18 protein-coding genes and 1 pseudogene are annotated in these 25,465 nt (G+C 67.0%); 7 read left to right on the plus strand and 12 right to left on the minus strand.

Annotation, left to right across the window (positions count from 1 at the left end; genetic code table 11):
• Positions 1-495 precede the first annotated feature (495 nt).
• Both acnA and SH922_RS31485 read left to right on the plus strand, forming a co-directional pair.
• Complete coding sequence (acnA, locus tag SH922_RS31480) at positions 496-3,216, plus strand: aconitate hydratase AcnA (protein ID WP_393061806.1); 2,721 nt, start codon at positions 496-498, stop codon at positions 3,214-3,216.
• A 304-nt stretch (positions 3,217-3,520) separates the two neighbouring features.
• A pseudogene (locus SH922_RS31485) lies at positions 3,521-3,814 on the plus strand (helix-turn-helix domain-containing protein); the annotation flags it as partial.
• A gap of 212 nt (positions 3,815-4,026) precedes the next feature.
• On the opposite strand, the gene SH922_RS31490 reads toward SH922_RS31485, so the two are convergent.
• The 12 genes from SH922_RS31490 to SH922_RS31545 form a co-directional block, all read right to left on the minus strand.
• A complete protein-coding gene (locus SH922_RS31490; RefSeq protein ID WP_393061808.1) occupies positions 4,027-4,455 on the minus strand; it encodes a cupin domain-containing protein in 429 nt (142 codons plus the stop codon).
• A 58-nt stretch (positions 4,456-4,513) separates the two neighbouring features.
• On the minus strand, positions 4,514-5,887 hold the full coding sequence (locus tag SH922_RS31495; protein ID WP_393061810.1) for a condensation domain-containing protein: 1,374 nt from the start codon (positions 5,885-5,887) through the stop codon (positions 4,514-4,516).
• A gap of 1,151 nt (positions 5,888-7,038) precedes the next feature.
• The gene (locus SH922_RS31500) at positions 7,039-8,817 is read right to left on the minus strand and encodes an ABC transporter ATP-binding protein (RefSeq protein ID WP_393061812.1); all 1,779 of its coding nucleotides are present in this window, start codon (positions 8,815-8,817) and stop codon (positions 7,039-7,041) included.
• Complete coding sequence (locus SH922_RS31505; RefSeq protein ID WP_393061814.1) at positions 8,814-10,643, minus strand: ATP-binding cassette domain-containing protein; 1,830 nt, start codon at positions 10,641-10,643, stop codon at positions 8,814-8,816. Before SH922_RS31505 ends, SH922_RS31500 begins: the two co-directional genes overlap by 4 nt.
• A gap of 80 nt (positions 10,644-10,723) precedes the next feature.
• Positions 10,724-11,272 carry a phosphoribosyltransferase family protein gene (locus SH922_RS31510; RefSeq protein ID WP_393061816.1) on the minus strand — a complete coding sequence of 183 codons (549 nt, stop codon included), beginning with the start codon at positions 11,270-11,272 and terminating at the stop codon, positions 10,724-10,726.
• Positions 11,273-11,309: 37 nt separating this feature from the next.
• On the minus strand, positions 11,310-13,064 hold the full coding sequence (locus tag SH922_RS31515; protein WP_393061818.1) for a ribose-phosphate pyrophosphokinase-like domain-containing protein: 1,755 nt from the start codon (positions 13,062-13,064) through the stop codon (positions 11,310-11,312).
• Positions 13,061-13,762, minus strand: coding sequence for a hypothetical protein (locus tag SH922_RS31520; protein ID WP_393061820.1), 702 nt, complete (start codon positions 13,760-13,762; stop codon positions 13,061-13,063). The genes SH922_RS31515 and SH922_RS31520 overlap by 4 nt, the downstream gene beginning before the upstream one ends.
• A complete protein-coding gene (locus SH922_RS31525) occupies positions 13,762-14,514 on the minus strand; it encodes a nucleoside monophosphate kinase (RefSeq protein WP_393061822.1) in 753 nt (250 codons plus the stop codon). Before SH922_RS31525 ends, SH922_RS31520 begins: the two co-directional genes overlap by 1 nt.
• A gap of 5 nt (positions 14,515-14,519) precedes the next feature.
• A complete protein-coding gene (locus tag SH922_RS31530; protein ID WP_393061824.1) occupies positions 14,520-15,803 on the minus strand; it encodes a radical SAM protein in 1,284 nt (427 codons plus the stop codon).
• A gap of 8 nt (positions 15,804-15,811) precedes the next feature.
• The gene (locus SH922_RS31535) at positions 15,812-17,509 is read right to left on the minus strand and encodes a carbamoyltransferase N-terminal domain-containing protein (RefSeq protein WP_393061826.1); all 1,698 of its coding nucleotides are present in this window, start codon (positions 17,507-17,509) and stop codon (positions 15,812-15,814) included.
• A 19-nt stretch (positions 17,510-17,528) separates the two neighbouring features.
• Positions 17,529-18,095, minus strand: a complete 567-nt coding sequence (locus SH922_RS31540) for a hypothetical protein (protein ID WP_393061828.1) — start codon at positions 18,093-18,095, stop codon at positions 17,529-17,531.
• A 13-nt stretch (positions 18,096-18,108) separates the two neighbouring features.
• Positions 18,109-19,101, minus strand: a complete 993-nt coding sequence (locus SH922_RS31545) for a nucleotidyltransferase domain-containing protein (RefSeq protein ID WP_393061830.1) — start codon at positions 19,099-19,101, stop codon at positions 18,109-18,111.
• A gap of 1,458 nt (positions 19,102-20,559) precedes the next feature.
• Here SH922_RS31545 and SH922_RS31550 point away from each other — a divergent pair.
• From SH922_RS31550 to SH922_RS31570, 5 genes are read left to right on the plus strand one after another with little or no spacing between them, the layout of a single operon-like run.
• Positions 20,560-22,200 (plus strand): AMP-binding protein, encoded by a 1,641-nt coding sequence (locus SH922_RS31550; RefSeq protein WP_393061832.1) that lies wholly within the window; start codon positions 20,560-20,562, stop codon positions 22,198-22,200.
• A 20-nt stretch (positions 22,201-22,220) separates the two neighbouring features.
• Entirely contained in the window at positions 22,221-22,454 is a 234-nt protein-coding gene (locus tag SH922_RS31555) for an acyl carrier protein (RefSeq protein ID WP_393061834.1), read from the plus strand.
• Positions 22,455-22,471: 17 nt separating this feature from the next.
• Positions 22,472-22,747: an acyl carrier protein gene (locus SH922_RS31560; protein WP_393061836.1), complete on the plus strand. Its 276-nt coding sequence runs from the start codon at positions 22,472-22,474 to the stop codon at positions 22,745-22,747.
• A 13-nt stretch (positions 22,748-22,760) separates the two neighbouring features.
• Positions 22,761-23,654: a hypothetical protein gene (locus SH922_RS31565; RefSeq protein ID WP_393061838.1), complete on the plus strand. Its 894-nt coding sequence runs from the start codon at positions 22,761-22,763 to the stop codon at positions 23,652-23,654.
• Between the two features lie 41 nt (positions 23,655-23,695).
• Entirely contained in the window at positions 23,696-25,315 is a 1,620-nt protein-coding gene (locus SH922_RS31570; RefSeq protein ID WP_393061840.1) for an AMP-binding protein, read from the plus strand.
• Positions 25,316-25,465: the final 150 nt, after the last annotated feature.

The raw sequence follows: 25,465 nt of genomic DNA on the forward strand, positions 1-25,465 counted from the left end.
CCGCCCCGCCCCGCCAACGCACCGCAGATGCCGGTAGCGGGCCGGCCGCCGCCGGGGAAGCTACGATCGCCCTTGTTCCAGCCGGACTGCCGCACCGGAGCTGCGTCTCGCGTCCGGACGCTCCACCTGGCACCTCATGCGCTACGCCGGCGCCGGTCGGCATCGAAGAAGTCGAGGCCGAACGCGCGCACACGATCGCTTTACGCACGTGCAGGTTCCCCCACCGTCGGAGTCCGGCAACTTTCGGTGACCACGCTCGAGCTTCGCTGCGAGTCATCAGGGGCGGCCGGACATGACCCTTCCACGGCGATGTACTAGAGTTATCTCGACATCGAGATATATGCCGAAGGCGCACAGCGGGCCGTCGCACGGTAAGGGTTACCTAACTAATCCTTACCTTAGCGGACGGTCGGTTCGCCGAAGGCGGCACCACGCGGCGCCCGCCGTAGTGAGGCGCGGCGCGGAGTTACGCGCACATTGATGAAGGAGACTGTCGTGTCGGCGAACAGCTTCGACGCCCGCAGCACGCTGCGCGTGGGCGACGAGTCGTACGAGATCTTCAAGCTGGACAAGGTCGAGGGCTCCGCGCGCCTCCCTTACAGCCTGAAGGTGCTGCTGGAGAACCTGCTCCGCACGGAGGACGGCGCGAACATCACCGCCGACCACATCCGGGCGCTCGGCGGCTGGGACTCCCAGGCCCAGCCCAGCCAGGAGATCCAGTTCACGCCGGCCCGCGTGATCATGCAGGACTTCACCGGTGTGCCGTGTGTCGTGGACCTCGCCACCATGCGTGAGGCCGTCAAGGAGCTCGGCGGCGACCCGGCGAAGATCAACCCCCTCGCCCCGGCCGAGCTGGTCATCGACCACTCCGTCATCGCCGACAAGTTCGGCACCAACGACGCGTTCGCCCAGAACGTCGAGCTGGAGTACGGCCGCAACAAGGAGCGCTACCAGTTCCTGCGCTGGGGCCAGACTGCCTTCGACGAGTTCAAGGTCGTCCCCCCGGGCACCGGCATCGTCCACCAGGTCAATATCGAGCACCTGGCGCGTACGGTCATGGTCCGGGGTGGCCAGGCGTACCCCGACACCCTCGTCGGCACCGACTCGCACACCACCATGGTCAACGGCCTGGGTGTGCTGGGCTGGGGCGTCGGCGGCATCGAGGCCGAGGCCGCGATGCTCGGCCAGCCGGTCTCCATGCTCATCCCGCGCGTCGTCGGCTTCAAGCTGACCGGCGAGCTCCCGGCCGGCACCACCGCCACCGACCTCGTGCTGACCATCACCGAGATGCTCCGCAAGCACGGCGTCGTCGGCAAGTTCGTCGAGTTCTACGGTGAGGGCGTCGCCGCCACCTCCCTCGCGAACCGCGCCACCATCGGCAACATGTCGCCGGAGTTCGGCTCCACCGCCGCGATCTTCCCGATCGACGACGAGACGCTGAAGTACCTCCGTCTGACCGGCCGCGACGCCCAGCAGGTCGCGCTCGTCGAGGCGTACGCCAAGGAGCAGGGCCTCTGGCTCGACCCGGCCGCCGAGCCCGACTTCTCCGAGAAGCTGGAGCTCGACCTCTCCACGGTCGTCCCCTCCATCGCCGGCCCGAAGCGCCCGCAGGACCGCATCGTCCTCGCGAACGCCAAGGCGCAGTTCGCCCAGGACGTGCGCAACTACGTCTCGGACGACGAGGAGGCGGGCAAGGAGTCCTTCCCGGCCTCCGACTCGCCGGCCAGCCACAACGGCGTTCCGTCGAACCCGGTCACCGTGACCGCCCCCGACGGCACCACGTACGAGCTGGACCACGGCGCCGTCACCGTCGCCGCGATCACCTCCTGCACCAACACCTCGAACCCGTACGTCATGGTCGCCGCGGCGCTCGTGGCGAAGAAGGCGGTCGAGAAGGGCCTGACCCGCAAGCCGTGGGTCAAGACCACCCTCGCCCCGGGCTCGAAGGTCGTCACCGACTACTTCGACAAGGCGGGCCTGACCCCGTACCTCGACAAGGTCGGCTTCAACCTCGTCGGCTACGGCTGCACCACCTGCATCGGCAACTCCGGCCCGCTGCCGGAAGAGGTCTCCAAGGCGGTCAACGAGCACGACCTGGCCGTGACCTCGGTGCTCTCCGGCAACCGCAACTTCGAGGGCCGGATCAACCCCGACGTCAAGATGAACTACCTGGCGTCCCCGCCGCTGGTCGTCGCGTACGCCATCGCCGGTTCGATGAAGGTCGACATCACCAAGGACGCCCTCGGCGTCGACCAGGACGGCAAGCCCGTCCACCTGGCCGACATCTGGCCGACCGAGGCCGAGGTGAACGACGTCGTCGCCAACTCCATCGGCGAGGACATGTTCAACAAGTCCTACCAGGACGTCTTCGCGGGCGATGCCCAGTGGCAGGCGCTCTCGATCCCCACCGGTAACACCTTCGAGTGGGACTCCGAGTCCACCTACGTCCGTAAGCCCCCTTACTTCGAGGGCATGACGATGGAGACCACCCCGGTCTCCGACATCACGGGCGCCCGCGTCCTCGCCAAGCTGGGCGACTCGGTCACCACCGACCACATCTCCCCGGCCGGTGCGATCAAGGCCGACACCCCGGCCGGCAAGTACCTCACGGAGCACGGCATCGAGCGCCGTGACTTCAACTCCTACGGCTCGCGCCGTGGTAACCACGAGGTCATGATCCGCGGCACGTTCGCCAACATCCGCCTGCGCAACCAGATCGCGCCGGGCACCGAGGGCGGCTTCACCCGCGACTTCACGCAGGCTGACGGCCCGGTGTCGTTCATCTACGACGCCTCGCAGAACTACCAGGCCGCCGGCACCCCGCTCGTCATCCTGGCGGGCAAGGAGTACGGCTCCGGCTCGTCCCGCGACTGGGCGGCCAAGGGCACCGCGCTCCTGGGCGTCAAGGCCGTCATCGCCGAGTCCTACGAGCGCATCCACCGCTCGAACCTCATCGGCATGGGCGTCCTCCCGCTCCAGTTCCCAGAGGGCCACACCGCCGAGTCCCTGGGCCTGACCGGCGAGGAGACCTTCTCCTTCACCGGCGTGACCGAGCTGAACGACGGCACGACCCCGCGCACGGTCAAGGTCACCACCGACACCGGCGTGGAGTTCGACGGCGTCGTCCGCATCGATACCCCCGGTGAGGCGGACTACTACCGCAACGGCGGCATCCTGCAGTACGTGCTTCGCCACCTTGTCGGTTCTTTGACCTGACGTGAACGAGCGCCCTGCCCCTGCATCTCGCGGGGAGCGGGGCACTCGCGCTCGACGGGGCGGAAGATGCGCCTGCGACTGATCGCACCCGATCTGTTCCCGGAGCGGAGCTGCGCATCCTACGACAATGAAGAACCCCGCACCTGGTACCAGGTGCGGGGTTCTTCTGTCCTTGCGAGCGTGTGGCGAACGAGCGCCGCTAGTGTCCCGGTCTTGAGTTCTGGTCTCGCCTCGTGAGTCGCCTTCCGTTTCGGATTCGAGCGTTTGCCAGTCGCGAGGTGGCTGGTGGCGGTGTCCTGAAGGCATGGGGGACACCAGGCTGGAGCCGCTCGTGCTGTCCGGGGATGAGCGGTCGATCTTGCGGAACTGGGCCCGGCGCCGGTCGGCGGCGCAGGGCCTGGCCAAGCGGGCCGCGATCGTGCTCGCCTGCGCGGACGGGCTGAGCAATACCGCGGTGGCGGCCCGGCTGGCGACCGACCGCACGACGGTGCGCCGGTGGCGGACCCGGTTCCTGGCCGAGCGGCTCGACGGCCTGTCCGACGAGCCGCGCCCCGGGGTGCCGCGCACCATCACCGATGCGCAGGTCGAGGAGGTGGTGGTGCGGAAACACGCGATCATCGCCGATGCGGGCAACGGCAAGCCGGACAAATCCGCCGCCCCACGTCTGACCCACACCCACTGCCGCCGTCGGCTGACCACCGGCATCGGCAAGCCGCCAGCACTTCTGACCAGCCCGCGAGCCATGGAGCTTGCTTGAGCCGGTTGCCTGGAAATCGGGGCCAGACAGGGGCACTGCCTACGGCACGGTGCTCACTCCTGTTCCGTGCGGATCACAGTCATGCGCTGGGCGGAGTCGACGGGATGGTGAGGCGTACTGAACGAGATGATCTTTAGTGGTCCGCCCTCCTGCGGGCCGCGCAGGCCGTGCTCGTAGACCGCCGGGATGAACACGGACTGCCCCGCACGCAACAGGTGGTCCACGCCGTCTATGTGCACCGAACCAGCCCCCGACAGCACATACAGCAGATGGTCGCCCTCGTGGATGTGGGGCGGAAACGCGCTTCCCGGTTGCAGTACGAGTTGATCGACGCCCATGGTGACGCCAAGGGACGAGACCGCGCGGGCTCCGCTGGCGCCCTCTATGCCGGTGACGTCGACACCGAGGTCGTCGATCACCTGATGCTGCTGCGCGGCCGCGAGATCGACCAAGTGCTGTGCGACGTCGAAAAGATTGCCCATGTCAGCTCTTCTCTCATGATGTGTGTTGACTGCGTGGTGTTGCGCTGCGAGTGGTGGTTCAAAGTGATGGGGCAAGGTTCAGGACCTGCTCGGTGAGCGAGCCAAGGACCGCTTCGGCAAAGTCGGCTGGCACCACACCTTCCTGCCACAGCAGGTGGAGGCTGATCTGGTCGGGGAACCGGTCGACCTTCAGGACGAAGGGCCGGCCGCGTCGCTTCAGACCCTCGGTACGGATGCGATCGTCTGCGGGCGGCCGCGCCGGAAGGGGCCCGAGCAGTGCCGGCGGTCCTCCGCCGTCCCGCGTGGCGCTGAGATCCTGGTAGTTCAGCCAGGCGCCGGTCAGCACGGAAGCCTGCGTGCCGGCGTAGATTTCCTGCTTGAGCTCCTCCACGCGCAGCCGGTCCACGTTCGCGGCTATCGCCCCGCGCAGTTGTATCGGGTACAGGGCGCGCGCGGCGTCGGCCAGGTTCACCCCCGGCGTCCGCTCGACAGTCATAGGTCCGCGCAGGAAGAGAGTGCTGACTGAACGCCGGTGGGCGGGGCTCAGCCGGTTGGTGAAGTGCGCCTGCAGGCCCACTCGGACGGCACCGGCCACGTCGCACAGGGCATGGCCCAGGGCGGTGAGGAAGAGCGTGGAGACAGGCACACGTAAAGCCGCGGAGCCCCGGTCGGCGGCCTGCAAGAGCCGGGTCGAGCCCATGACGCAGGACCGGTACGTCGGTGGCGGGTCCCCGGCTCGGGCCGGGGTACCCACGTGGGGTACATCAGCTGCCCGCAGGCCGGACAGCTGATCGCGCCAAACGGCGAGGGCCCGCTCCAGGTGGGCGTGTCCCGCCGAGGACCGTTCCCACCGGGCAACATCCCTTGGCTGCATGGGTAGTTCGGTCGCTCCGAAAGCCTCCTCCGGGGCGTGCCCGCGCCAGGCGGCGGTCAGGAACCGGGCGAGGTCGTTCCGTAGTATCTCAATGCCCCAGCCGTCGACGGCGGCATGGTCGGCGACGACACCGATTTCGGTGACGGCACCCCGGTCCTCCGCGACAAGCACTTTCAGAGGCCACTGCCGCTCGACGTCGAAGTCAGTGCGGCGCAGCGAGCGGAACCTCTGAGCGCCTTCGTCGGCCGGGGTGAACTCGAGCAGCGGTTCCAGGTCGGCCGGTGACGTCGGCGCGGGCGCCACCCACTGCACGTCTCGTGGTCCGTCACCGGGGACGAGGAGGGTGCGCAGTGCCTCATGCCGGGTGATGAGTGCGCGAACCGCCGCACGCACCTGGTCGCGGGTGCTGCCCGTGGCGGCCACGCCGGTGACCAGGTTGTAGACATGGGAGTCCGTCCGGTGCAGGGAGGGCGGCTGATCAACCCGCCAGCCCACCTGCCAGTCCAACTGGGGCCAGTTGACGGGCTCTTCGCGCCAGCCGTGTCCAGGGCCGGTCACCGGCACCCCCTGACATGGCCTTGGCCCTGGTGCAGCTGCGCTTGTTGGGCCTGAGCAGCCGTCAGCTCATGGTGCTTGTCGATCTGTTCGAAGGTCTCGGCCAGGTCGGTGAAGGAAAGGAGATTCCGCCCCATCACGGAGAACGCGATGACATCGGGTAATGATCGAGTGAATAACTCCTGCAATACAACCGTCTTTGGGTTTCCGCCACACATATTCATAATATGGACGGGGCATCCTTTCTGCATCAACGGCCGCTCTCCGAAGCCACGCCCTGAGATAATCGGCGACCAATGGCATGGAAAATCGATGGGAATCCCAAACTGGCTGCTGCATGACAACCATCAAGTGCACATCAACGACGGGATTTTACTGAGTAGCGTCGTTCAAATTCTCCAGCCCAGGGTCGTGAGCGCCGGGACAGCCGTGCGGCGCAGCCGTTGAGGGCGGGATGAATGACGTGGAGACGGCCGGGACCCAGGCAGACGTGGACAGCCCGCGCGGGCGGCACAGATTAAGAAGAGGGGAACAGTGCGGAGAAACGCCGGAGGAACGTCCGAAGCGCTCGGGGGGCCGCCACGCCAGCACCGCGAGGTGGAATGCGCAACTTAAATGTAGAGGGGACAAAGCCCCGCGTCGCATCGAGCGAAGTCGACGAATATGCGCCTCACGAGGAACTTCCTGACGCCCGTCACGATCATAACGCGACAATACCGCGACATTAGGCAACCGGTCAACCATGTATCACTCCGTCATATCTGGTGGAGCACTGCACCAGCAGCCATTCCCTGATCTGTCATCAAGCCGAGTGCAACTGGGTTTGATCCGCTTTGACGGACATCGCCGACGGCCACGCGGTGACGACGGCCGCGTTACGCCCGTCGAGCCGAACGAGAACCGTGAAACGAGTCGGGTCTGTCCAGCGAACGGCTCTGTCCCATAATCGGTGGTAGCGCTGTGTAGTGAGTCCGGCGTCGACGGCGGCGCCGGCCGGTTCGGCCCGGCCGCCCCCTGGTCGCCGGCCTGGTCAATGAACTGCGCACCACCGACCCCGCGAAGCACGGGTGGTGCAGCAGGCGTGGGAGACCGTGAGGCCGACCTTCCCGTCCAGCTCCGATGGCGACACCCTCGCGCAAGGCGATGGACGTGGCTCAGGCGTAGGCCTCCTCCTGCATCGCATACAGCCGCGCGTACTCGCCGCCCAGCGCCATCAGCCGCTGGTGGTCGCCGTCCTCGATGACGGATCCGTGGGACAGGACGAGAATCTTGTCGGCCATCCGCACCGTGGAATAGCGGTGGGAAACGATGATGGTGATCGTCCCACTGCGTCGGGCCAGCTCCCGGGCCAACTGGACCTGGCGTTGGAAGACCTCGTACTCGCTGCGCGCGTCCAGCGCCGCAGTGGGTTCGTCGAGCACGACCAGCAGCGGAGAGCGACGCATGCAGGTCCGAGCGAGGGCGAGCTTCTGCCACTGCCCGCCGGAGAGCTCAACGCCACCGAAGACCGGGTCGAGCTGCGTCATCAGCCCATCGTCCAGACGCTCGACAACGCGGGTCGCGCCGCCTTGGGCCACCGCGCGGCGAACCTCCGGGAGGTCGTCGACAGCGGGCAGGTCACCCACGCCGACGGCCTCGTGGGCGAGCGTGGGGTAATGGACGAAGTCCTGGAAGCCGCAGGTGAGGCGCGCGCGCCAGGCAGCCGCGTCGAGCTCCTGGAGGGAGCCGTGCTCGACGGTGAGCCGGCCGCTCGTCGGTGCGTACATCCCGGTCAGGAGTTTGATGAGCGAGGTCTTGCCGGAGCCGTGCGAACCCACAAGTGCCACCAGGGAGCCTGCGGGCAGTTTGGCGGATATGTCGCGCAGCACCGGCACCTTGGTACCGGGGTAGCTGAACGAGACCCGGTCGAGCTCGATTCCGTGGCTGAGCGCAGCTGGTACCGGCAGGGTCGCCGAGGGCGCGGATTCCGCGGCGACGCCACGTAGCCACCAGTAGGCGTCGGCGATGTGGATTCCCGCCATGAACTGCGCCACCTGAGCAACGATGTTCTGCAACATTCCCTGCTGCTGGCGAGCGACGGTGAGCAGCATGATCAGATCCCCGACCGAGGCGCTGCCGTGGCTCAGGCGCACAGCGGTGAACCCCAGCGCCACGGTGAACCCAGCCAGGAAGACCAGCCAGCCGACCGCCAGCAGTGCGCCGGCACGCCACATGCCGCTGCCGACGGTGCGGGAGGCGGTGCGCCAGCGCCGCTGGTAGGCGTTCAGGATCATCGGTCCAGCACCGGTCACCCGCAGTTCCGTGGCCACGGTGGGATCGAAGAAGACCTGGAGCAGGTCGTCAGCGGTGCGTTGGGCCTCCGCGGCGCGCAGGCGGGCGCTGCGGATGCGGGCTTGTCCGATGCGGTTGAGCCAGAGGGTGGGCAGGCAGAGCAGCACGGTCGGCAGCAGGATCGGGGACACGGTAGCAAGCACGAGCAGGGTCGAGCCGATGCCCATCGCGGTGGCCAGGGTCTCCGCCGCGGAGAAGACGGCGTTCGAGAGCTCGGCGCCCCTGCCCGCCACCGCGTCGATTCGATCCAGGCTGCGCGGGTCCTCCAGGTGGTGAACGGTGGGAATGCCGGAGACCATGCCCAGGACTTCGCCGTCCAGGATGAGGCCCGCGCGTTCGCATACGTCGCGGCGCAGGAGGTTCCGCACCCCGGGCATCTGGGTGCTCAGCGAGAACAGGGCGGCTGCCAGGACCGCGTCGCGCAGGGCCGCGGTGTACTGATCGGCGACGACCGCGTCGGCGAAGTTCCGCAGGGCCAGTGCGAATGCCGGCTGGCCGAACACATCGAGGACCAGGGTCGCCACTATCAGCCAGCAACGCAGCGGACTGGTACGCCAGTTGAGGCGGAGCAGGAACATCCAATGTCTGGTTCGGGTACTCACTGCCTGCCCTCCTGCACCGGGGTCACGGCGGCAAACTGCCGAGACTGCAACTCAAAGAGCTCCGCGTAGATTCGACGCTCCGTCAGGAGTTCCTCATGAGTGCCTAGTTCCTGAATCCGGCCGTCCTGGAGCAGCGCTATCCGGTCGGCCAGCCTGACGGTCGCCAGCCGGTGCGAGATGAGGATCACGGTGGCCCCCCGCGCAGCGGCGATCAGCCGGTTGAAGATCCGGACCTCGGCCTCGGCGTCCAGGTGAGCGGTCGGCTCGTCCAGGATGAGAAGGGTTCGGCCGGCCCGAAGCGCGAATACGGCTCGGGCCAGGGCTATGCGCTGCCACTGGCCACCGGACAGCTCGCTCCCTCCGGAGAGCTTGCGCGACAGCGGGGTATCCCAGGACTGCGGCAGGCTGCTGACCAAGTCGTCCAAGTCGAGGTCGTCTACGACCTGCTCGAAGAAGGCGTCGTCCCCCGCGTGCTCAGGGGCACCGATCTCGATGTTCTGGCGCACCGAGAGGTCCAGTCGGAGGAATTCCTGGGTGACCACAGCGATCTGGCTTCGCCAGTGCGCGGCGGGTAGGTCGGCGAGGTCCTGGCCGCCGACGGTGATTCGCCCCGCACCCGGTGCCAGCGCGCGGGTGAGCAGCTTCGTCGTCGTGGTCTTACCGGCGCCGTTGACTCCGACGATGGCGAGCACTTCGCCCGCCCGGACTTCAAGGTCGAGCCCGTTGAGTACTGGCTGCCCGCTGCCCGGGTAGCTGAAGGACAGCTCGTGGAACCGGACGGTGGGCGGCGTCCTGGTCCGATCGCGCGGTGGGGGAACGACAGGGGAGCTCTCCCCGATGCGGTTCCGTTCACGGCGCAGTTGGTCAGCCGCCTGCGCCATCGGCATCCCGTGTTCGACGTCGAAACTTCCGTACCCCAGGCTGCCCAGCCACATCGCGGCCAGCAGGGCGCTGACGTCCTGAGCGACCGTCCCCGGATCGTGGGATGCCGAACCTGAGGCGATCGCGCTCAGGCCCAGGAACATGGCGACGATCCCGGCCAGCAGGGACCTCCAGTTCTCGGAGAACTTCCTGCGGCGTTGCTCCCAGATCGGCTGGGTCTGAGCCAGAAAGGCGGTCCGGTGGTGGTCGGTGACCCAGTCGCCCAGGCCGAAGACCCGGATCTCCTTGGCGTTCTGCACGCTGCTCGCGAACTGCGCCCAGAACCGGTGCCGCCTGGTCAGCGCCGCGGAGCGGACGACCAACCAGTTCAGGTCCACGTAGATGCTCTTCTGCGACCAGCGGCGAGTCAGCAGGACCACCAGGCAGGCCACCACCAGCCAAGGCTGCGAGGGCGCGAGCAGCCCCAGGCAGGCCAAGCACCCCGCGAGTTGGCAGAGCTGGCCCAGGTAGGACACGGCGGCCCGGCCCGGGGTATACCCCTGCATGTCGCTGGATGCCAGGGCGAAGGTCCCCATCAGGTCCGCACGGTCCAGGTGGACGGTCTGCGTTGGCGACAAGGCCAACTCCGCGACCTGGTAGCGGAGACGTCCGTCGATGTGGCGGCTGGCCGCGTGAGCGATCGGATCGATGGCGAGCACCGCCAACTGCTGGACGAGCATCGCCAGGGCGAACACCGCCACCGAGGTCACGACCGCGTGCCACGCTCCGGGGTGGGTCCCGGCCGAGCGAGCGCGCGTGATCAGGTCCCGAGAGGCGATCGCCGAGAGGGCAGGAAGCGCGTTCAGTGTGACGAAAGCGGTGACCAAGAACGCGAAGAGGGAAAGGGGCAGGTTCTTCAGGAGCCGAAGCAGCGAGACCGCCCCTGAGGTGTGCAGACGCGACATGCGGTCCTCGGGGTAGGTGTTGTGTCAGTCAGAGGATGACCACGGGCTGGGCATGGGCTGGGCGATCGGGTGCGCCGCCCTCATGGGGTGGCGGTCACCGTCGTGAACAGCGGCAGGTGCAGCAGACTCGTCACGTCCGGGCGCGGCTCGCCCTCCGTAGCGACGGCAAGGGCCTGGACGACCCTGCCGCCGGCGGCGTGTACCAGGGATCGCACCGCGTCCAACGTGCCCCCGCTGCTGACCACCTCGTCGATGACGGCCACGTTTTTTCCATGGAGGCTGCCGCAGTCGTCCTCACCCAGGAACAGCGCCTGGGCCTGACTGGTTCCGATGGTCCGTACGGGGACCGACAGCGGTTTCACCATGTTCGGGCGGGCCTTCTTGCGCGCCACCACGTAGGGCAGCCCCAGCCTCTCGGCCAGCAAGTGCGCAAGTAGTATCCCGCCCGCCTCGGGGCCCAGGACGATGTCGACCTCGTCGGACACCTGCTGGGCCAGGAGGGCGACCGCCGCCGATACCAGCGGCGCGTCGCCGTAGAGCTTGAGGAAGGCGATGCTGACGTCAGGGGAGACCGCCACGATCGGCAGTCGACGGGTCAGGGCGCCGATGGTGACGGGGTAGGTGGTCACGGGTGCGGGCTCCTCGCATCGTAGTGTCAGCGCCTGGTCAGCGCTTGTCGAATGAGTCGTGGAGGGCTCGGATGCGTGGAAGCGAGACTTCGCGACCGGGCAGCATCCGACTGCCGATCACCAGGCGGTCCGCCCCGGCGGACACCAGCCGAGGGGCCGTGTCTTGGTCCACGGCACCGTCTGCCTCGACCGCGGACAGGATCCCGCGGTCGCGCAGTCGCCTCGCGAGGGCGATCCCATCCAGCGCGGCCTCCTGGAAGGGCCGACCGGCGCCGCCGGGAACGACTGACATCACGGTGACGGTTTTCACGCCGAGCAGTTCGACCAATTCCTGGTCGATCGGCTCGTCTGCGTTGATCACCAGCCCCAGGGACACGCCGTCCGGGAGCGCCCGCTGGAACTCAGCCAGCCTGCCCCGGTCGACGCTCCGCTGGTGGACCGAGATCTGATCGGCCATGCGGAACACCGGATGCCTGAGCAGGCGCTCCGGCTTCGCGTACATGATGTGCACGTCCAGCGGCAGGGCCGACACCGATCGCAGATCACTGATGATCTGTACCGGAAGGCCGAACTCCCCGCCGAAGCCCGGGTCTGCGATGTCGACATGCAGGCGTAGCACGCCCGCGTCCTCCAGTTGCGGCACCTGGGCGCGCAGATCTGCCAGGTTCATGCAGATGACCGAAGCGGACAGGGTCGGTCGTGGCACGGGGACGGGCGTGGGGCGGGGGACGAGCAGGCTGACCGTCGCAGTCGTGGCCCCGGCCGCTACGGCGGGGGGTGACGGCGCGTTCCGGCGGCCGAGCCGCAGAAACGCGTTCACCAGGTCGGCCAAGACATAGGGCAGGGCGGGCAGCACGGCCAGGTTGTCGAGTTCCGGTTTGGACCCGGCGGCGTCGGAGGCGCGCAGGCTGCGCAGATCCCCTCCGGACAGCAACTTCTGCAGCCGCTTGCTGCCGAACACGGTGGGACGCAGGTGCGTCGAGACCGCGTGCACCGCCACGTTCTCGCACCGCTCGTGCACTGCCTGCGCGGTCGCCATCAGCGTGCCGGCGCTGGTGATGAGGTCGTCGACGATGATCGCCGTGCGCGCCGTGTCCAGCGCCGTAGAGTCGAAGAGCGCGAGGGAGACATGCTCCGGGCCCAGGCGTTTCTTGACCGCCGCGACCACGGGCACCCCGTGTGCCCTGGCCAGAGCACTGACCGCCGGTTCGATGCCTGCGTCCGGCGCCACCAGGACGGCGCCGTCGCCCACGAGCGGCCGCAGCAGATCGTCCACCAGGCCGTCCACCGGGAGGAGAGTCAGCCGTGCCCCGGCGAACGAGGCGTCCAGCAGCGCCGCGTTCCCGGACCTCAGGGTGATCACGTCCTCGATCCCCGCCGCACCGGCCAGATCCGACACCAGCGCTGCCATCAGCGGCCTTCGTTGCGCGGGGACGTGCCGATCCTGCCGGGAGTAGGCCAGGTGCGGCAGGAAGGCGGCCACGTAGGCCGCGCCGTGGTCCCGGTAGGAGCGGGCCGCCGCCAGGAGCGCCATCATCTCCCTGTTGGGATCGGCGCCGAAGTTCGTGGCGCACTGCAGCAGCAGAACATGACAACCGGTCGGATCGTCAGCGAGGTCCACACAGAGCTCGCCGTCGGGGAAGACCCCGTCGATGCTCTGCTGAAGCCGGACATTGCCGACCGAGCCGCGCAGGCGCTCGACGATCAGCTCAGCCGCTTCCGGAAAGGCCGACTCGAAGGACGAGCAGGTAGCCACGATCACGTCGGGAAGGGGGAGGTCACGAGGGCTCACGAGGCTGCGCCCCGGGATCCCGGGCGTCCGCTGCCCGGCAGAGCCGCAGACATCTCGGCCACCGTCGCCAGCAGTTCGACAGGCTCCAGCCGACCGGCGCCGGGCTGCGCCGACGACGCGTCCGCCGCGCCGCGCAGCTGGAAGTGCTCGCCGGTGGCCTGTTCGACGATGGTCGCGCTCCTTTTGACGATCGGCCCACGGAGCATCAACGTGAGTGTCGGTCGGCAAGCGGTGAGTGAGTGCACCGCGTCCGGCCCCATGACGTAGCCGCTTCCCTCCTGCTCGACCCGGATGCTCTCGGCAGTGCGCTCGGCCGACGAGGCGTCGGGGTCCAGAACGGTCCGCCGGTAGCCGCGGTGGACGTAGGCGCCGCTGAGGATCCGGGTCGCGAAGGCGAAGCGGTGGTCATGCGGGCGGTCCTGGTAGCCCGGGGTGAACAGGTGTAACCGCAGCCTGACCGCGTCGGCCGGGGACCGCCAGACGACCAGTTTGCGCATGGAGTCGACCCGCCCGGACAGTTCGGGCAGTCCTGGGGTGTCCGCCAGGGCGGCCAGCAGCTTCCGGAGGGGTTGGCAGTCGTCCTGCACGAGCGCATCGAACAGCGTGTCGGACCGCTCCCGCACCTGGTCCAGATCGCCCCAGGCCAGTGACTCCAGGCCGGCAAACGGTGAGAGGGCATCCACCTGGCGCGTCGCCATCAGCACGCCTCGCTCTCTGGCCCCGCCGGGCCAACACCGGTGTCGGGACCAGGCGGAAGGCCGAGGACCGAGGCGATCTGGTCCGCGATGGCCTCGGGCGCACGAGTGCCGTCGAGTCGGAAGAGCTCCGAGTCGCGCTCGAACAGCTCGTGGATGGACTCCTGGCACAGTCGGTGGTCGCGCAGCCGGATACCGGCCCTCAGATCGTCATCGTCGGCACGGCGGCGCATCGTGGCCCCGCACGCGCCGCACAGCTCACCGTGGGGGACGGGAGGGGAGGGGCGGCCGCATGCCTCGCAGGCGGTACGAGTCGCGGTGCGAAGACGGGACAGTTCGTCGGAGATCTCGACCTCGATCAGTCCGCCGAGCGTGATGGAACTCGCCTTCAACACGGCGTCGAGGTCGTGGAACTGCTGGGGGCTGCGCGGGTATCCCTCGATGATGATCTGCCGCTGCCCGGCTGACAACCGCTGCAGTGAAATCTCCAGCAGCCGCCGGACCTCGGCATCCTCCGCGAGTTCCCCGGTCTCGAACCGGTGCCTCATCGCCACCACCTCGGGGTGCCCCTCGGCGATCAAAGCCAATGCCTGGCTCTTGACGCCGAAGTGCGCGAGTCGGGGGTGGCGGGCGAGGAGGCTGTTGACGGCGCTCGTCTTGCCCGCACCCGGTACGCCGGTCAGAACGTACGCCACTCGGCGGGACACGGCTGACGGGCCGTCCAGGGGGTGCGTCGTCGTGTATGGGGTCGTCATCAGGTCTATGCCGTCTCTTGGAGGAGTTCCCAGGCCTTCGCGAGCACGTCGGGGTCCGCGTTCACCAGACCAGAGGCGAGGTGCTGGTCGAGCACGCGCAAGGTCGCGTACAGCGCCCGCTCCGGGGTCTCCAGGATCCGACTGGCCAGGTGGTACAGCTCGTTGTGCTCAGAGCCCACGGACACGGCGTCCGGATAGCGTTCGCTGACGAGCTGGGCGAGGGCGTCGGGGCCCTCCTGAACGAGGAAGACCGTGATCGGGTCCGCGTAGTAGTGGTCCATGACCGCGGCCCACGAGGACAGATCGCCCAGGCGGCGGATCCGGTCGGGAGCGTTTCCTTCGAGGATCTTCACGGCCCCGTCGTCCTCGAAGATCATGGCCAGGCCGTCCAGTTGGCGCACCACCGGACCGTTGTAGGTGCGTGCCGGGATGTGCCCCCCGGCAGCGGTAGCGAAGCGCTTCCCGAACTCCTCGGACCGCGATTCGTCCGGCATCCCCACCGGAAGCCGGTCAAGCTTCCGCTTGGTGATTCGGCCGTCCAGGATGAGGTTCTTGTAGTAGATGAGGATGTCCCTTCCGTCCGGCAGGCGGATGGTCTGCTGGTAGTCCTCGATCTCACTGAGCTCGCCGCCCAGGAGCGCTGCCAGGTCGCTCATGGTCCGATCGCCGTCGAGCAGCACCGAACGGACGTAGAAGCCGATGTCCCGGTATTCGTCGCCGGAGAGGACCGTGATGAGGTTCGCGGCCGGCTCAAGGCCTATGCGCGCGGCGTGAAACCAGTCGACACTGATCCGCACGGTGAAGGAGACGGGTTGGGGAGCCGGGGTGCGGCCCCGCCACGCGGCCGCGAGCTCAGCCACCGTGTCACGGGCGGCCTCAAGGTCACCGGCGAAGTGGGCACTGGTGATGAGCTCGATCTCCTCCAGCGCGGAGGAAGTGACCTCCGCGATGAAACGCTTGCAGAACTCAGGCTCCATCATGGGCTCGCCGCCCCCTGACAGAACGGCCTTCCACACCTGCGAGTCCCGCAGCATCGCTAACAGCTCATCCCCGAAACGGGTGATGCGCGGCCGGGCCAGATCCCGGACGTTCGGCGGCGCGGCGAAGTTGCAGTGGCCGCAGCCCACCGGGCAGATCGCCGTCGGCCAGACATAGGCGGTGGAAGCCGTACGCGGCTCGTCGATCCGGTAGGCGCCCAGCGAGCCCAGGACCAGGTCACGCGCCTGCCGGAACTGCGCGGCCCGTGCGTCGTCGGTGGGCTTGCGGTTGGTAAAGCTGACTTGCTGCATCGCGACTGCTACCTGTCTTCAGATCGGGGATTGTTGCTACGCGGAGCTGTCTGACTGCCGCTCGCCCTGCGGTACATCACCCCTTCGGACCAGACGGCCGGGATGCGCCCCCACTCCATGGCGCTGCGCAGGTCGGGGAAGAAGCCTCGTCCGCTGAGGTTCGCGCTGGTGTTGCAGAGCAGAGGGATCGAGCTGATCCGGTGGTACTCGGTGAGGATCTCGAAGACCACCGGGTCATCGGTGCTGTTGACGGTCTGCAGCCGGGCAGTGCCGTCCAGGTGACACACTGCGGGCACCCGGTCGCGCCACTGCGGGCGCACATCGTGGTCGAACAGCATGTACGGGTCCGGCGTCCCCGGCTCGAAGACCTGCTCGGCACTCGCCTCCAGGCAGATCGGCGCCACCGGCCGGTACCCCTCACGACCCTTGAGCTGGTTGAGGCGCCCCTTCATGTCCGCTGCCACGGCGGGGGCGAGGATGCTGCGGTGGCCCAGGGCCCGGGGACCGAGTTCGGCCCGGCCATGGAGCACCAGGACCGGATCGCCGAGCCGGTGAAGGTACTCGGCCAACTCGGCAGGGGAGCACGGCTGCGCCTCCCAGCCGACCGGGATCCCAGAATCCACCAGGGCGGGGCCGGCGAACACGGACCAGTCGAGCTCTTGCCCCTCGCCGCTACGCAGCAGCTCACAGCAGGCGGCGCCGAGGGCACTGCCGGCGTCGTTGGGGAACGGCGGGATCCAGACCTCCTGAACGACTCCCGAGGCCCGGATGTCACGGTTCCATTTGATGTTGAGCGCGCAGCCCCCGACGAGGCACAGGTTCGCCGAGCGGCTTCCGTCCTGCCGGATTCGACCTGCGAGCCGAGCGACGAGCTTCTGGCCCAGGAATGCATGGATCGAGGCCAGCATGTCGTCCGGAGCAGCGAGTTCGCGTGGGAGGCCGTCGCACATCAGCTCCAGAATGCGCCGCCCCACGCCCTCGCCGATTTGGTCGTCGGTAAGCGGGCCAGGACCCAAGACCGCGTGCTCGGCCGCCTGGTACAGCTCCTCGAGCGTGTCCACGACCTTCTCCACCGGGCTCCCGTGCGCGACATAAGCCATGATCTTTCCCGGCAGCGTTCCCGAGGCTGTCTGCGTCGACTCGAAGCCCTGCTCGAATGGCGGGAAAAGCCGCGAGAGAGAATGGTATGTGTCGCCCAGCAGGTGAAACAGCGGGCCCAGATTCTCGGCCTTTCCAGTGACCGGGTCGTAGTAGTAGAGGAACGGGAACATCGCCCCGTCCCAGCACAGCACGTAGGAGGCATCCCGGGAGGCGGCAAACGGACTGGAGCAGTAGGCCGACGCCATATGGCCCGCGTAGTGGGCGTAACTGGTGTACTCCAGATCCATCAGGCGGAATTGGTAGGGCCGCAGCAGGTCGTCGTCCAGAATCCCGCGCCGATAGGGGCCCAGGTCGATGCTGACCTCCTGACCTCCCCACATCCTTGTCCGGGGGGTCTTCCGCCAACCGTCCAGCACGAACCGGTCGACCTGGCCCAGCGTGTATCCGTACTGGCCGAGCAGCGAAGTCACTACGTCGAGATCGTCGACGCGCTGGTGCCTGGGGTTGTTCCCGATCTTCTCCATCTCGATGCTGAACACGAGGCGACCATTGTCGATGAGCGCCACGCCACCGTCGTGGGTGATCTTTACTCCGCAGATTATCAAGGGTCCTCCTGAGTTCTGTTCAGTTGTCCGCTTTACTCAGGGCTTCCATGACCTCGTCGTACCAGCCGGTATGATCTGCCGAATCGGCGCTGGACAGGTACCATCCGTCGCCTTGCGCGAGTCCGATTTCTCCGGCAGTTCGACGCAGTGAAAGGACGCTGTCGGCCCATGAGCGAGTGGCGCTCTCCCGCGATACCGCGAGCTCGATCCCAAGCTCCCCTGAAAGGAACAGCCGGACCATTTCGATCTGCGCCAGGAGGTCCGGCACTTCGGTGGGCGCAGGCTTTTCGAGCAATGCCAGTGCCGTTGTCGCGTCCGCCTGGCTGATGCGCCGCAGGTGCCGCAGGAGCAGCCCTGACCGCTCAGGCTGGTCACCCGCCGCGACCGGCTGAATACCGGCACGTCGCAGGTAGAGCTCCAGGCTCGAGACGATCATGTCCTGCAGCGAGCACCACGCCAATTCGATCTGGGCGGAATCGATGGCTCCTTCGATATCGAATTGGAGGGACATGATCTCGCGCCGTACGTCTGTCTCTTGCTGCAGCTCACGGAGCCAAGCGACGAGGTCCTTCGTTTCAGAGTTCACGAAACTCCAATCCTCAGCATGTCTGCTGAATGAAGGCGTTGGAGCGCAGGTTCGACGTCTGCGACCAGAGAGCGGCGGCGACCTCACTGCCGGGTACGGACAGGGCTGCGGCGATGTCGTCCGTGGCTTCGCTCCAGCTGATCCCTGCACCCAGCCGCTCGCAAAGCAGAGATGTCAGGTGATCGGTTCGGATGATCCTGCGCCTGGGGCCGATCAGGAAGTTGACATCGGAGCCGCCTCGGTAGGCGACACCGTCGCCCAGGACTCCGGACTTTTCGGTGACCGCCCGCAGCGCTTCCGGGGGTAGATCGACGCGATCGCGCAGCCGTGCGAGCCGATCGGCCGACGAGCCGCTCGGGCGTATCCAGTCGTCCACCAGTTCGTGGAACGCCTTGGATCCCCGTCCGTGTCGGCGCGCCGCCTTCTCGCCGAGCCATTTCAGGGACGGATAGCCTTCGCCCTCGTCGGCCAGGGTGCTTGTGGAGATCCAGGCACTACCAGCGCGGAGGAGGAACCCTGCCTGTTCGTCCTGGCGGCAGGCGAGGGCGGTGGCGGCACGGGCCAGGTGCTCGAACGCTCGAAAGCGGGCCCACCGGGCGAACTGCTCCCTGGCCGTTTCGACGCGAAAGAGCGCCAGTACCTCAGCCGCCGGCTCGCTCACCAGGACCGGCAGGCCGATGGAGAGGCGGTAGTAGCGGTCGTAGTCGGCGAGCTTCCGATCGCCGACCGCACCCCAGGAGAACTCGACGACATGGGATCTGAGGCGGGCGAGCGCGCCCAGCGTCATGAACTCGCAGTCCACGTAGCGGGACTTGCGAATTCCGATCGCGGTGCTCTGTCCCCGGACCTCCTCATCGAGGACGGCGTAGAGGTCTATGTCAGAGTTCTTGTTCCCGAATCCCTCCACGATGGAACCGGTCGCGATGCACGAGGCACCGCTGGGGAGACCGGAGCAGATTCGCGATATCTCGGCTTTGATTTCCGGTGGGAAATGGTTCTCGGTCACCGTAGTTGTCATTTCCGGACTCGCCAACGTTCGCCGGCCTCTCTGTCTTCGTTGCGGGCGCGGTGCGCAGCGCAGCGGTTATGGGTTGACGCCGTGACCGCGCGCGCCGACCAGGTGGCAGCGCGGGCTCCCCAATGTCGACGTGCGTGTGCGGCGCATCGATTCGGCCGCCCTCAAGCCGTGCGGCGAGGAATCAGGACTTAGCTCCGGAGTGTTCGGCCAAGGTCTGCACGGCCAATTCAGCTATGCCTTGCATGAAAGTGACGACATCGCGAGGCGTCAGTACCGCAGTTTTCACGCGCAGGGACATCACCATCATGGCGGGAGGCCTCTGGGCCCCGAGGAAGAACCTCCGTCCGATCCTGCGTGGTGCCGAGGCGTTGCCGGCCCAAGGCGAGAGCCGCATCACCGGTTCGGGTGCCGGAGAAGCGTACGTAGTGGGACGGAATCGAACTCTCCCATCTGTTCCTATACGCCGAATGACTCTGGTTCGTCCGCCAGAGCGAGGCGCATCCCAATGAAAGAACGGAAATGCGGGTTCGGCCGCATCATGAGCGCCGATTCCTTACAAGGGCAGACCTCGTGCACGGATCGCACCAGACCGACCGCTCAGCGAAGCGGCTTGATCGGAAAGTACGTTGCCGCTCACGGCGGGGACGCGTCAAGACACCTGAAGGGATCTTTGCAACGCTCTGCATTAAGTTTCCGTTTCCAGACGGAATCATGTACTCCGGTTAGTTGGCTCCAGTGTTAAACCAAGGCCGTGACCCGGGACTTCTCTATCGAGCGCGGCAAGGTGATCACGATTTATCCGGATTGGCGCGGCAGTCGCAGACGGCGACCCGGTCACACGGCGGCCGCGGCGTAAGGCCGGTTGATCGGCCCTCCGAACAGGGGGCGTCTCACAATGCGTGTACGTTGGCATCGCGTGAAGAATCCGGACAGAGCTTCGGGATAATGCCGACCGGGTAGTGCCTTATGCCATAAGGTTTATTGACGCTTCGTCGGCAGTTCCAGTAAAATCGGAGAACCGAGTCGTGGGCGGAGGATCTTCGTCCCGCACCACCTTCGTTGCGACTGCTGCTGATGCAGCCGGCCGCTGTCCACGACCCGCGGTGCTGGTGCCTCCAGGTCGCAACCGCACCCCTGTTGACGGGGAAGTGGCAGGCGGTCACCTGAACGGTCACCTCTCCGGTGGTGCGCCGCCCTTCTGTGCGTTGGGCTGTCGGCGTTTGCGTACCACCATCGGAGATGGCCGGCTTGAACCTCGTTGTCGAACCTTCTGACCATGTGACCCGGTCTCGCGCTCCTACCTGCCTTGGGCGGGAAGGCGGGAGGCCTGATCCCAGCCGTATGCCGCTGACCGGACGGGGAGTTAGGACTTTGTTAGGTGCTGCCCCTGCGAATCTCGCAGAACTGCTCAAGGCACGACAGTCAGCCGAAGGCGCCTATGTCTCGGTGACCGCGACCGGGACTCGGCGGCTCGCATACAACCAGCTGTACGAACGGGCCGGTGCAATGGCGACATGGCTGGCGCAGGAGACGGGCGATCCTCCGCAGGGCAGGGAGGCACATGCGATTGTTCTCACCCTCGCGGATCCCCTGGAGTTCGTCACCGCGTTCTTCGCCGTAGCCCTGATCGGTGCGGTTCCGGTTCCCGGTCCCACGCGTGTGGACGCGCGCCCAGGGCACAAAGCGCGGCTGGTGAACATCGTGAAGGCGTCACGACCAGCGTTCGTCATTGCCGATGACGATCGGACAGGTGCTCTTCGAGAGGCACTGGACCAGTGCGATGTCACCATCCTTCCGATCGGGCAGGCAGCGACCAGCCAGGGGATCGACCCGGCGGCCTTTCGGGTGCATCCCTCCTGCTACGAGCAGTACACCTCTGGCTCCGTTTCCGTCCCCAGGCCGATCGTCATCTCCCAGGAGAACGTGCTCGCCCAACTGCGGCAGGCTGCCGAGGCATTCGGCGAAACACACGACAGCGTCTCAGTGAACTGGGTCCCGCTGTACCACGACATGGGGCTGGTCACCAGCGTCCTTCGTCCGCTGTGGTCGGACTACACCTCCGTGCTCCTGGACGCGTTCCACTTCGTCAGGGAACCCCACATATGGCCGGCGGCCCTCACGGACTGGCGTGCGACGCACACCTCCGCGCCCGACTTCGGATACGCCCTCTGCGCTCGTAAGGTCACAGACGCCGGCTCGTACGATCTCAGTGCGCTGCGGGTGGCCAGGAACGCCGGGGAACCGGTCCGCCCCGCCACCCTGTTCGCGTTCACCGACAGGTTCGCGTCGGCCGGGTTTCGGTTCAGTGCATTCAAGCCTTCGTACGGCCTCGCTGAGGCCACGTTGACGGTCACCGCGTGTCGGCCGGAGGATCCGCCGAAGATCATCGAATTCTCGGCCACCTCGCTGCGCAGCGGCCGAGCGGCTCCAGCGCACGACGGCGATCAGGCCACTGCCCTGGTCTCCTGCGGCCCCCCGCTCAGAGATACGGAGGTCACCATCCGCGACGAATCCGGTTCCGTTCTCGACGGCGACGGGCAGATCGGGGAGGTCCACATCGCCGGCCCTCAGGTCGCGGCGGACCGGGCTGCCCAGTCCCGCGCCGCGGAGCACACGGGGCTCGGGACTGGTGACTTGGGCTTTCGCTGGCGGGGTGAGCTGGTGCTGCTGGGACGCAGCCGGGACAGGTTCCAGGTTCGGGGACAGAACTTCTATCCCTCTGAGATCGAGGATGCGGTGGTGGCGGCGGACGACCGGCTACGGCCAGGGCGAGCGGCCGTCATCGCGCTGCCGGGTGCGCCGCATGAGTCTCCCTCGACGGTGGTCCTCGCGGAGGTCGCCAGAGAGCACACGACTCTCCGCCAGGAAGCGGCCGCTGAGATCGCCCGAAGCATCACCAGAACCGTCAGCAGAGACTTCGGGCTCTCGCTCCGTGAGGTGGCAGTGCTTCCGGCCGGGACACTGCCGGTGACGACGAGCGGCAAGATCCGCCGTGAAGGGTGCCGCTCGCTCCTGGAGCAAGGCCTGCTGACTTCACCTCGGTACAGCGGAGCAGGAGCCCCTGACTGGGCGTCAAACGTTGATTGAACACGTGAGGACTGAATCGGATGAGGCAACAGGTCGTTGATCGCGTCGTGTCCATGGCCGAGGAGGTGTTCCAGCGGACGGTGACTCCCGCGGACAGCTTCTTCGACCTCGGTGGCGACTCCCTGATGGCGTTGGAACTCTGTCTGCAAATCGAGAACTGGGTCGGTCGACCGGTCGATATGGGAGAGCTGGTGGGAGCCGGAAGCCTCGAGGAATTCGCTGCGACCGTCAGCGCCCTCCTGGGTGCGGAATGAACGCCGGGGGAAGCGGTATGTGGGGCGAGAACTACCGCAGGTTCGAAGAAATCGTGACGGCGAACTGCCCGATGGCTGAGGCCGGAAAGCCGTTGAGCCCGGATGTCGACCTCGTCGAACTGGGCATGGACTCACTCCAGATCGTATCCACGATGCTGCAGCTCGAGGAGGCGTTCGAGGTCACGCTCCCCGAGGAGCACATGACGTTGGAGACCTTCACAACCCCCGGTCACCTTTGGGCGTTCGTCGAACTGGCGCTGGGAGAGCGAAGTGGCGGGCAGTCACGAACATGAGCGGAGCGAATCCATGACTGAAGCCAGTCACAAACACGTTGTCGAGTGCGCGCTCACGATCCCGGATCGGTACCGCGCTTTCACCCGGAGCACGGATGACGCATGGACCGCTCATCGGATCCCGGAATCCGTCCTGCTCGACCTGTTGGTTCTTGGCCTGCCGCATCAGGTCTCGGGTTCGGGGCCTAGGTTCGATGATCGGGACCTGGTGAACCTGTCGCTCCAGCTCCGCCTTCCCTCTCCGCAGCTGAGGATGCTCAGATTTCTTGGGGACTGTCTGAGCGACAACATCGGCCAGCGTGTCGTCCGCACAGTCACGGTGGCGGCGAGGTGCCCCGATCTGGACAGCGATCACGTGTGCGATGTGCACTTCGCGCCGTCGCTGATGCGGTACCGGACCGACCGGCCGGCGACCGGCCTCACAAGCGGCCGGATCAGCGTGGAGGTTGAACTTCCTTGCGGGCCGCCTGAATTCGTGACCGAGGCGAGCGGACTGCTGCCGTTGATCGAGGTCGCGAGGGAATTGGAGTTCTATCACGTACCACGCGGATTCGGCTCGGACGGGGAGTTCTCGCGCACCACCGGACTTGCCGACTGCGTGCTTGCCACGGTGCATCTGGTCGACTCGGCGCGGGCCTTGGGTATCGACGCCAGACCCGTGGCGGGGATGTTTGTGGCGAGACCCTTTTCACTGCCGCACGCCTGGATCAGCGTTCCCTTCGAAAGCGGTCGCCGGATGATCGATCCGTTCTTCATCAGCACCCTGGCGCGCTGGGGGGTCCTGGACGCCGACGTCTGGCCGGCATGCAGGATCCCGAAGGGGGTTCTCTTTGAGTGCATCGGCTATCGGGAGCCGTTGGCCACGCACAACGGGAGCATGATCACGCCTTCGTTGGTGACCCGATGAGCCATGAGCCAAGCGGAGCTGAGCTTTCGGAGCTTCCGGGCATGGAGCGGGAAGGTCCCGCCGAAGCGCCCTGTGTCCTTCGCGGAACAAGGCGCGGCCCCGACCCGGTCGGCTTGTGCCGCATCATCGCCGAGCAGCGGGACCGGCAGCCGAACGCCGTGGCGGTGCGACACGGCGGCCGTACGACCAGTTACGACGAACTCGTGCGATCGGTGAATCGCTGTTCTCAGGCCCTGCGGGCCGCCGGCTGCGCGCTTGGGGACAGCGTCGCAGTCGTGGGCCCGCGAGGCGTGCTCACGATCGCCCTCCTGCTGGCCACAGAGAACATCGGTGCGGTCTACGTGCCGATCGATCCGAGCTGGCCGAATCTCTTCGCCGCCGACGTCATCGGCAATGCCGCACCGGCTGCCGCCGTCCTGCACGGGATGGACGACTCGTCGACGGAACGCTGGACACATCTGCTGCGCCGGCTCAACGTACCGATCGTGGCGGATTCGAACCATGGAGCGCTGAAGCCGGGAGCGGCGGACAGGGTTGTCCGCGAAGGGCATCTCCACGAAACGAGATACGTCATACACACATCTGGCAGCAGTGGGGCGCCCAAGGGCGTGATGGTTCAGCATCAGGGCTTGGTGAACCATCTGCTGGCGATCATTGACGAGCTCAAACTGACCCCCCTCGACGTCGTCGGTTTCACCGCCCCCCCGAGCCATGTGATCTCGGTGTGGCAGATGCTTTCAGCGTTGCTTGTCGGTGCATCGGTCGCGATCGTCGATGAGCTGGATGTGAGGATCCCGCGCCGACTGATCTCGCGCGTCCAGTCCCAGGGCGTGACCATCCTGGAGCTGATTCCGACGGCCATGAGGGGAGTCCTTCAGGAGCTGCGAAGCGGACGGGCGAGTACCGGCCAGCTGGATGCGCTCAGATCTCTGATCTCCACGGGCGGCCCCCTTGAGACCACTCTGGCAGCACACGCCCTCGAGACCCTTCCCCATGTCTCGCTCATCAACGCGTACGGAATGACCGAATGCTCGGACGACGTCGCCTTTCACCGGGTCGTCCCCGCCGACATCACGGCGGGGGAGATTCCGGCTGGTCGGCCGATACCCAATGTGGACCTCCACCTACTCGTCTGCGAGGAGGGCTCATGGAGGGCGGCCAGGGAGGGCGAGGTCGGGGAGCTATTCGTCGGTGGCCTCGCCGTGTCCACCGGATACCGAGGCGCGCCCGCAGGTGACCCGTTCTTCCATAGTCCGTTCAGTCGTCCTGGCGAGCCTGGAAGGCTGTACCGGACGGGCGACGTCGCGATGTTCCAGCATGGGGCGGTCTTCTGCAGGGGACGCGCGGACAGGCACGTGAAGATCGCAGGAGTGAGCGTGGACCTCAATCATGTGGAAGCGGTGCTCAGGCAGCACCCTGCCGTGGAGGACTGCGGGGTCGTCGCCGTGCGGAAAGACGGACACGCGCAACTGGTCGCCTATTGCACCCTCGGGTCACCGGCTCCCTGGCGTGATCTTCAGAGGTTCGCGACAGCCCGAATGCCTGCGGCGTTCGCGCCGAGGGAGTGGCATGTCGAGGAGTCCCTGCCTCTGACCAGTAGCGGGAAGGTGGACTACCGCGCGCTTGCCGAGCGCGATTCCTCGGCCGCCGTCTGGCGGTGACCAGCGCGGCGGGGTGGCGGAAGCGGGCGGGGGTGACTCTATGTCCCCGTCAAGGCGCGCAGGTTCGGTTGGGGACGGTTTGGCAAACCCGGCCGCCGCAGACTTTGAACTGCTGCACGTGAAGCGCCGAGACTGCACGCCGCTCTGAGC

Origin of the sequence: Streptomyces sp. LN549 (assembly GCF_043203805.1) — a bacterium.
Taxonomy (GTDB): Bacteria; Actinomycetota; Actinomycetes; order Streptomycetales; family Streptomycetaceae; genus Streptomyces.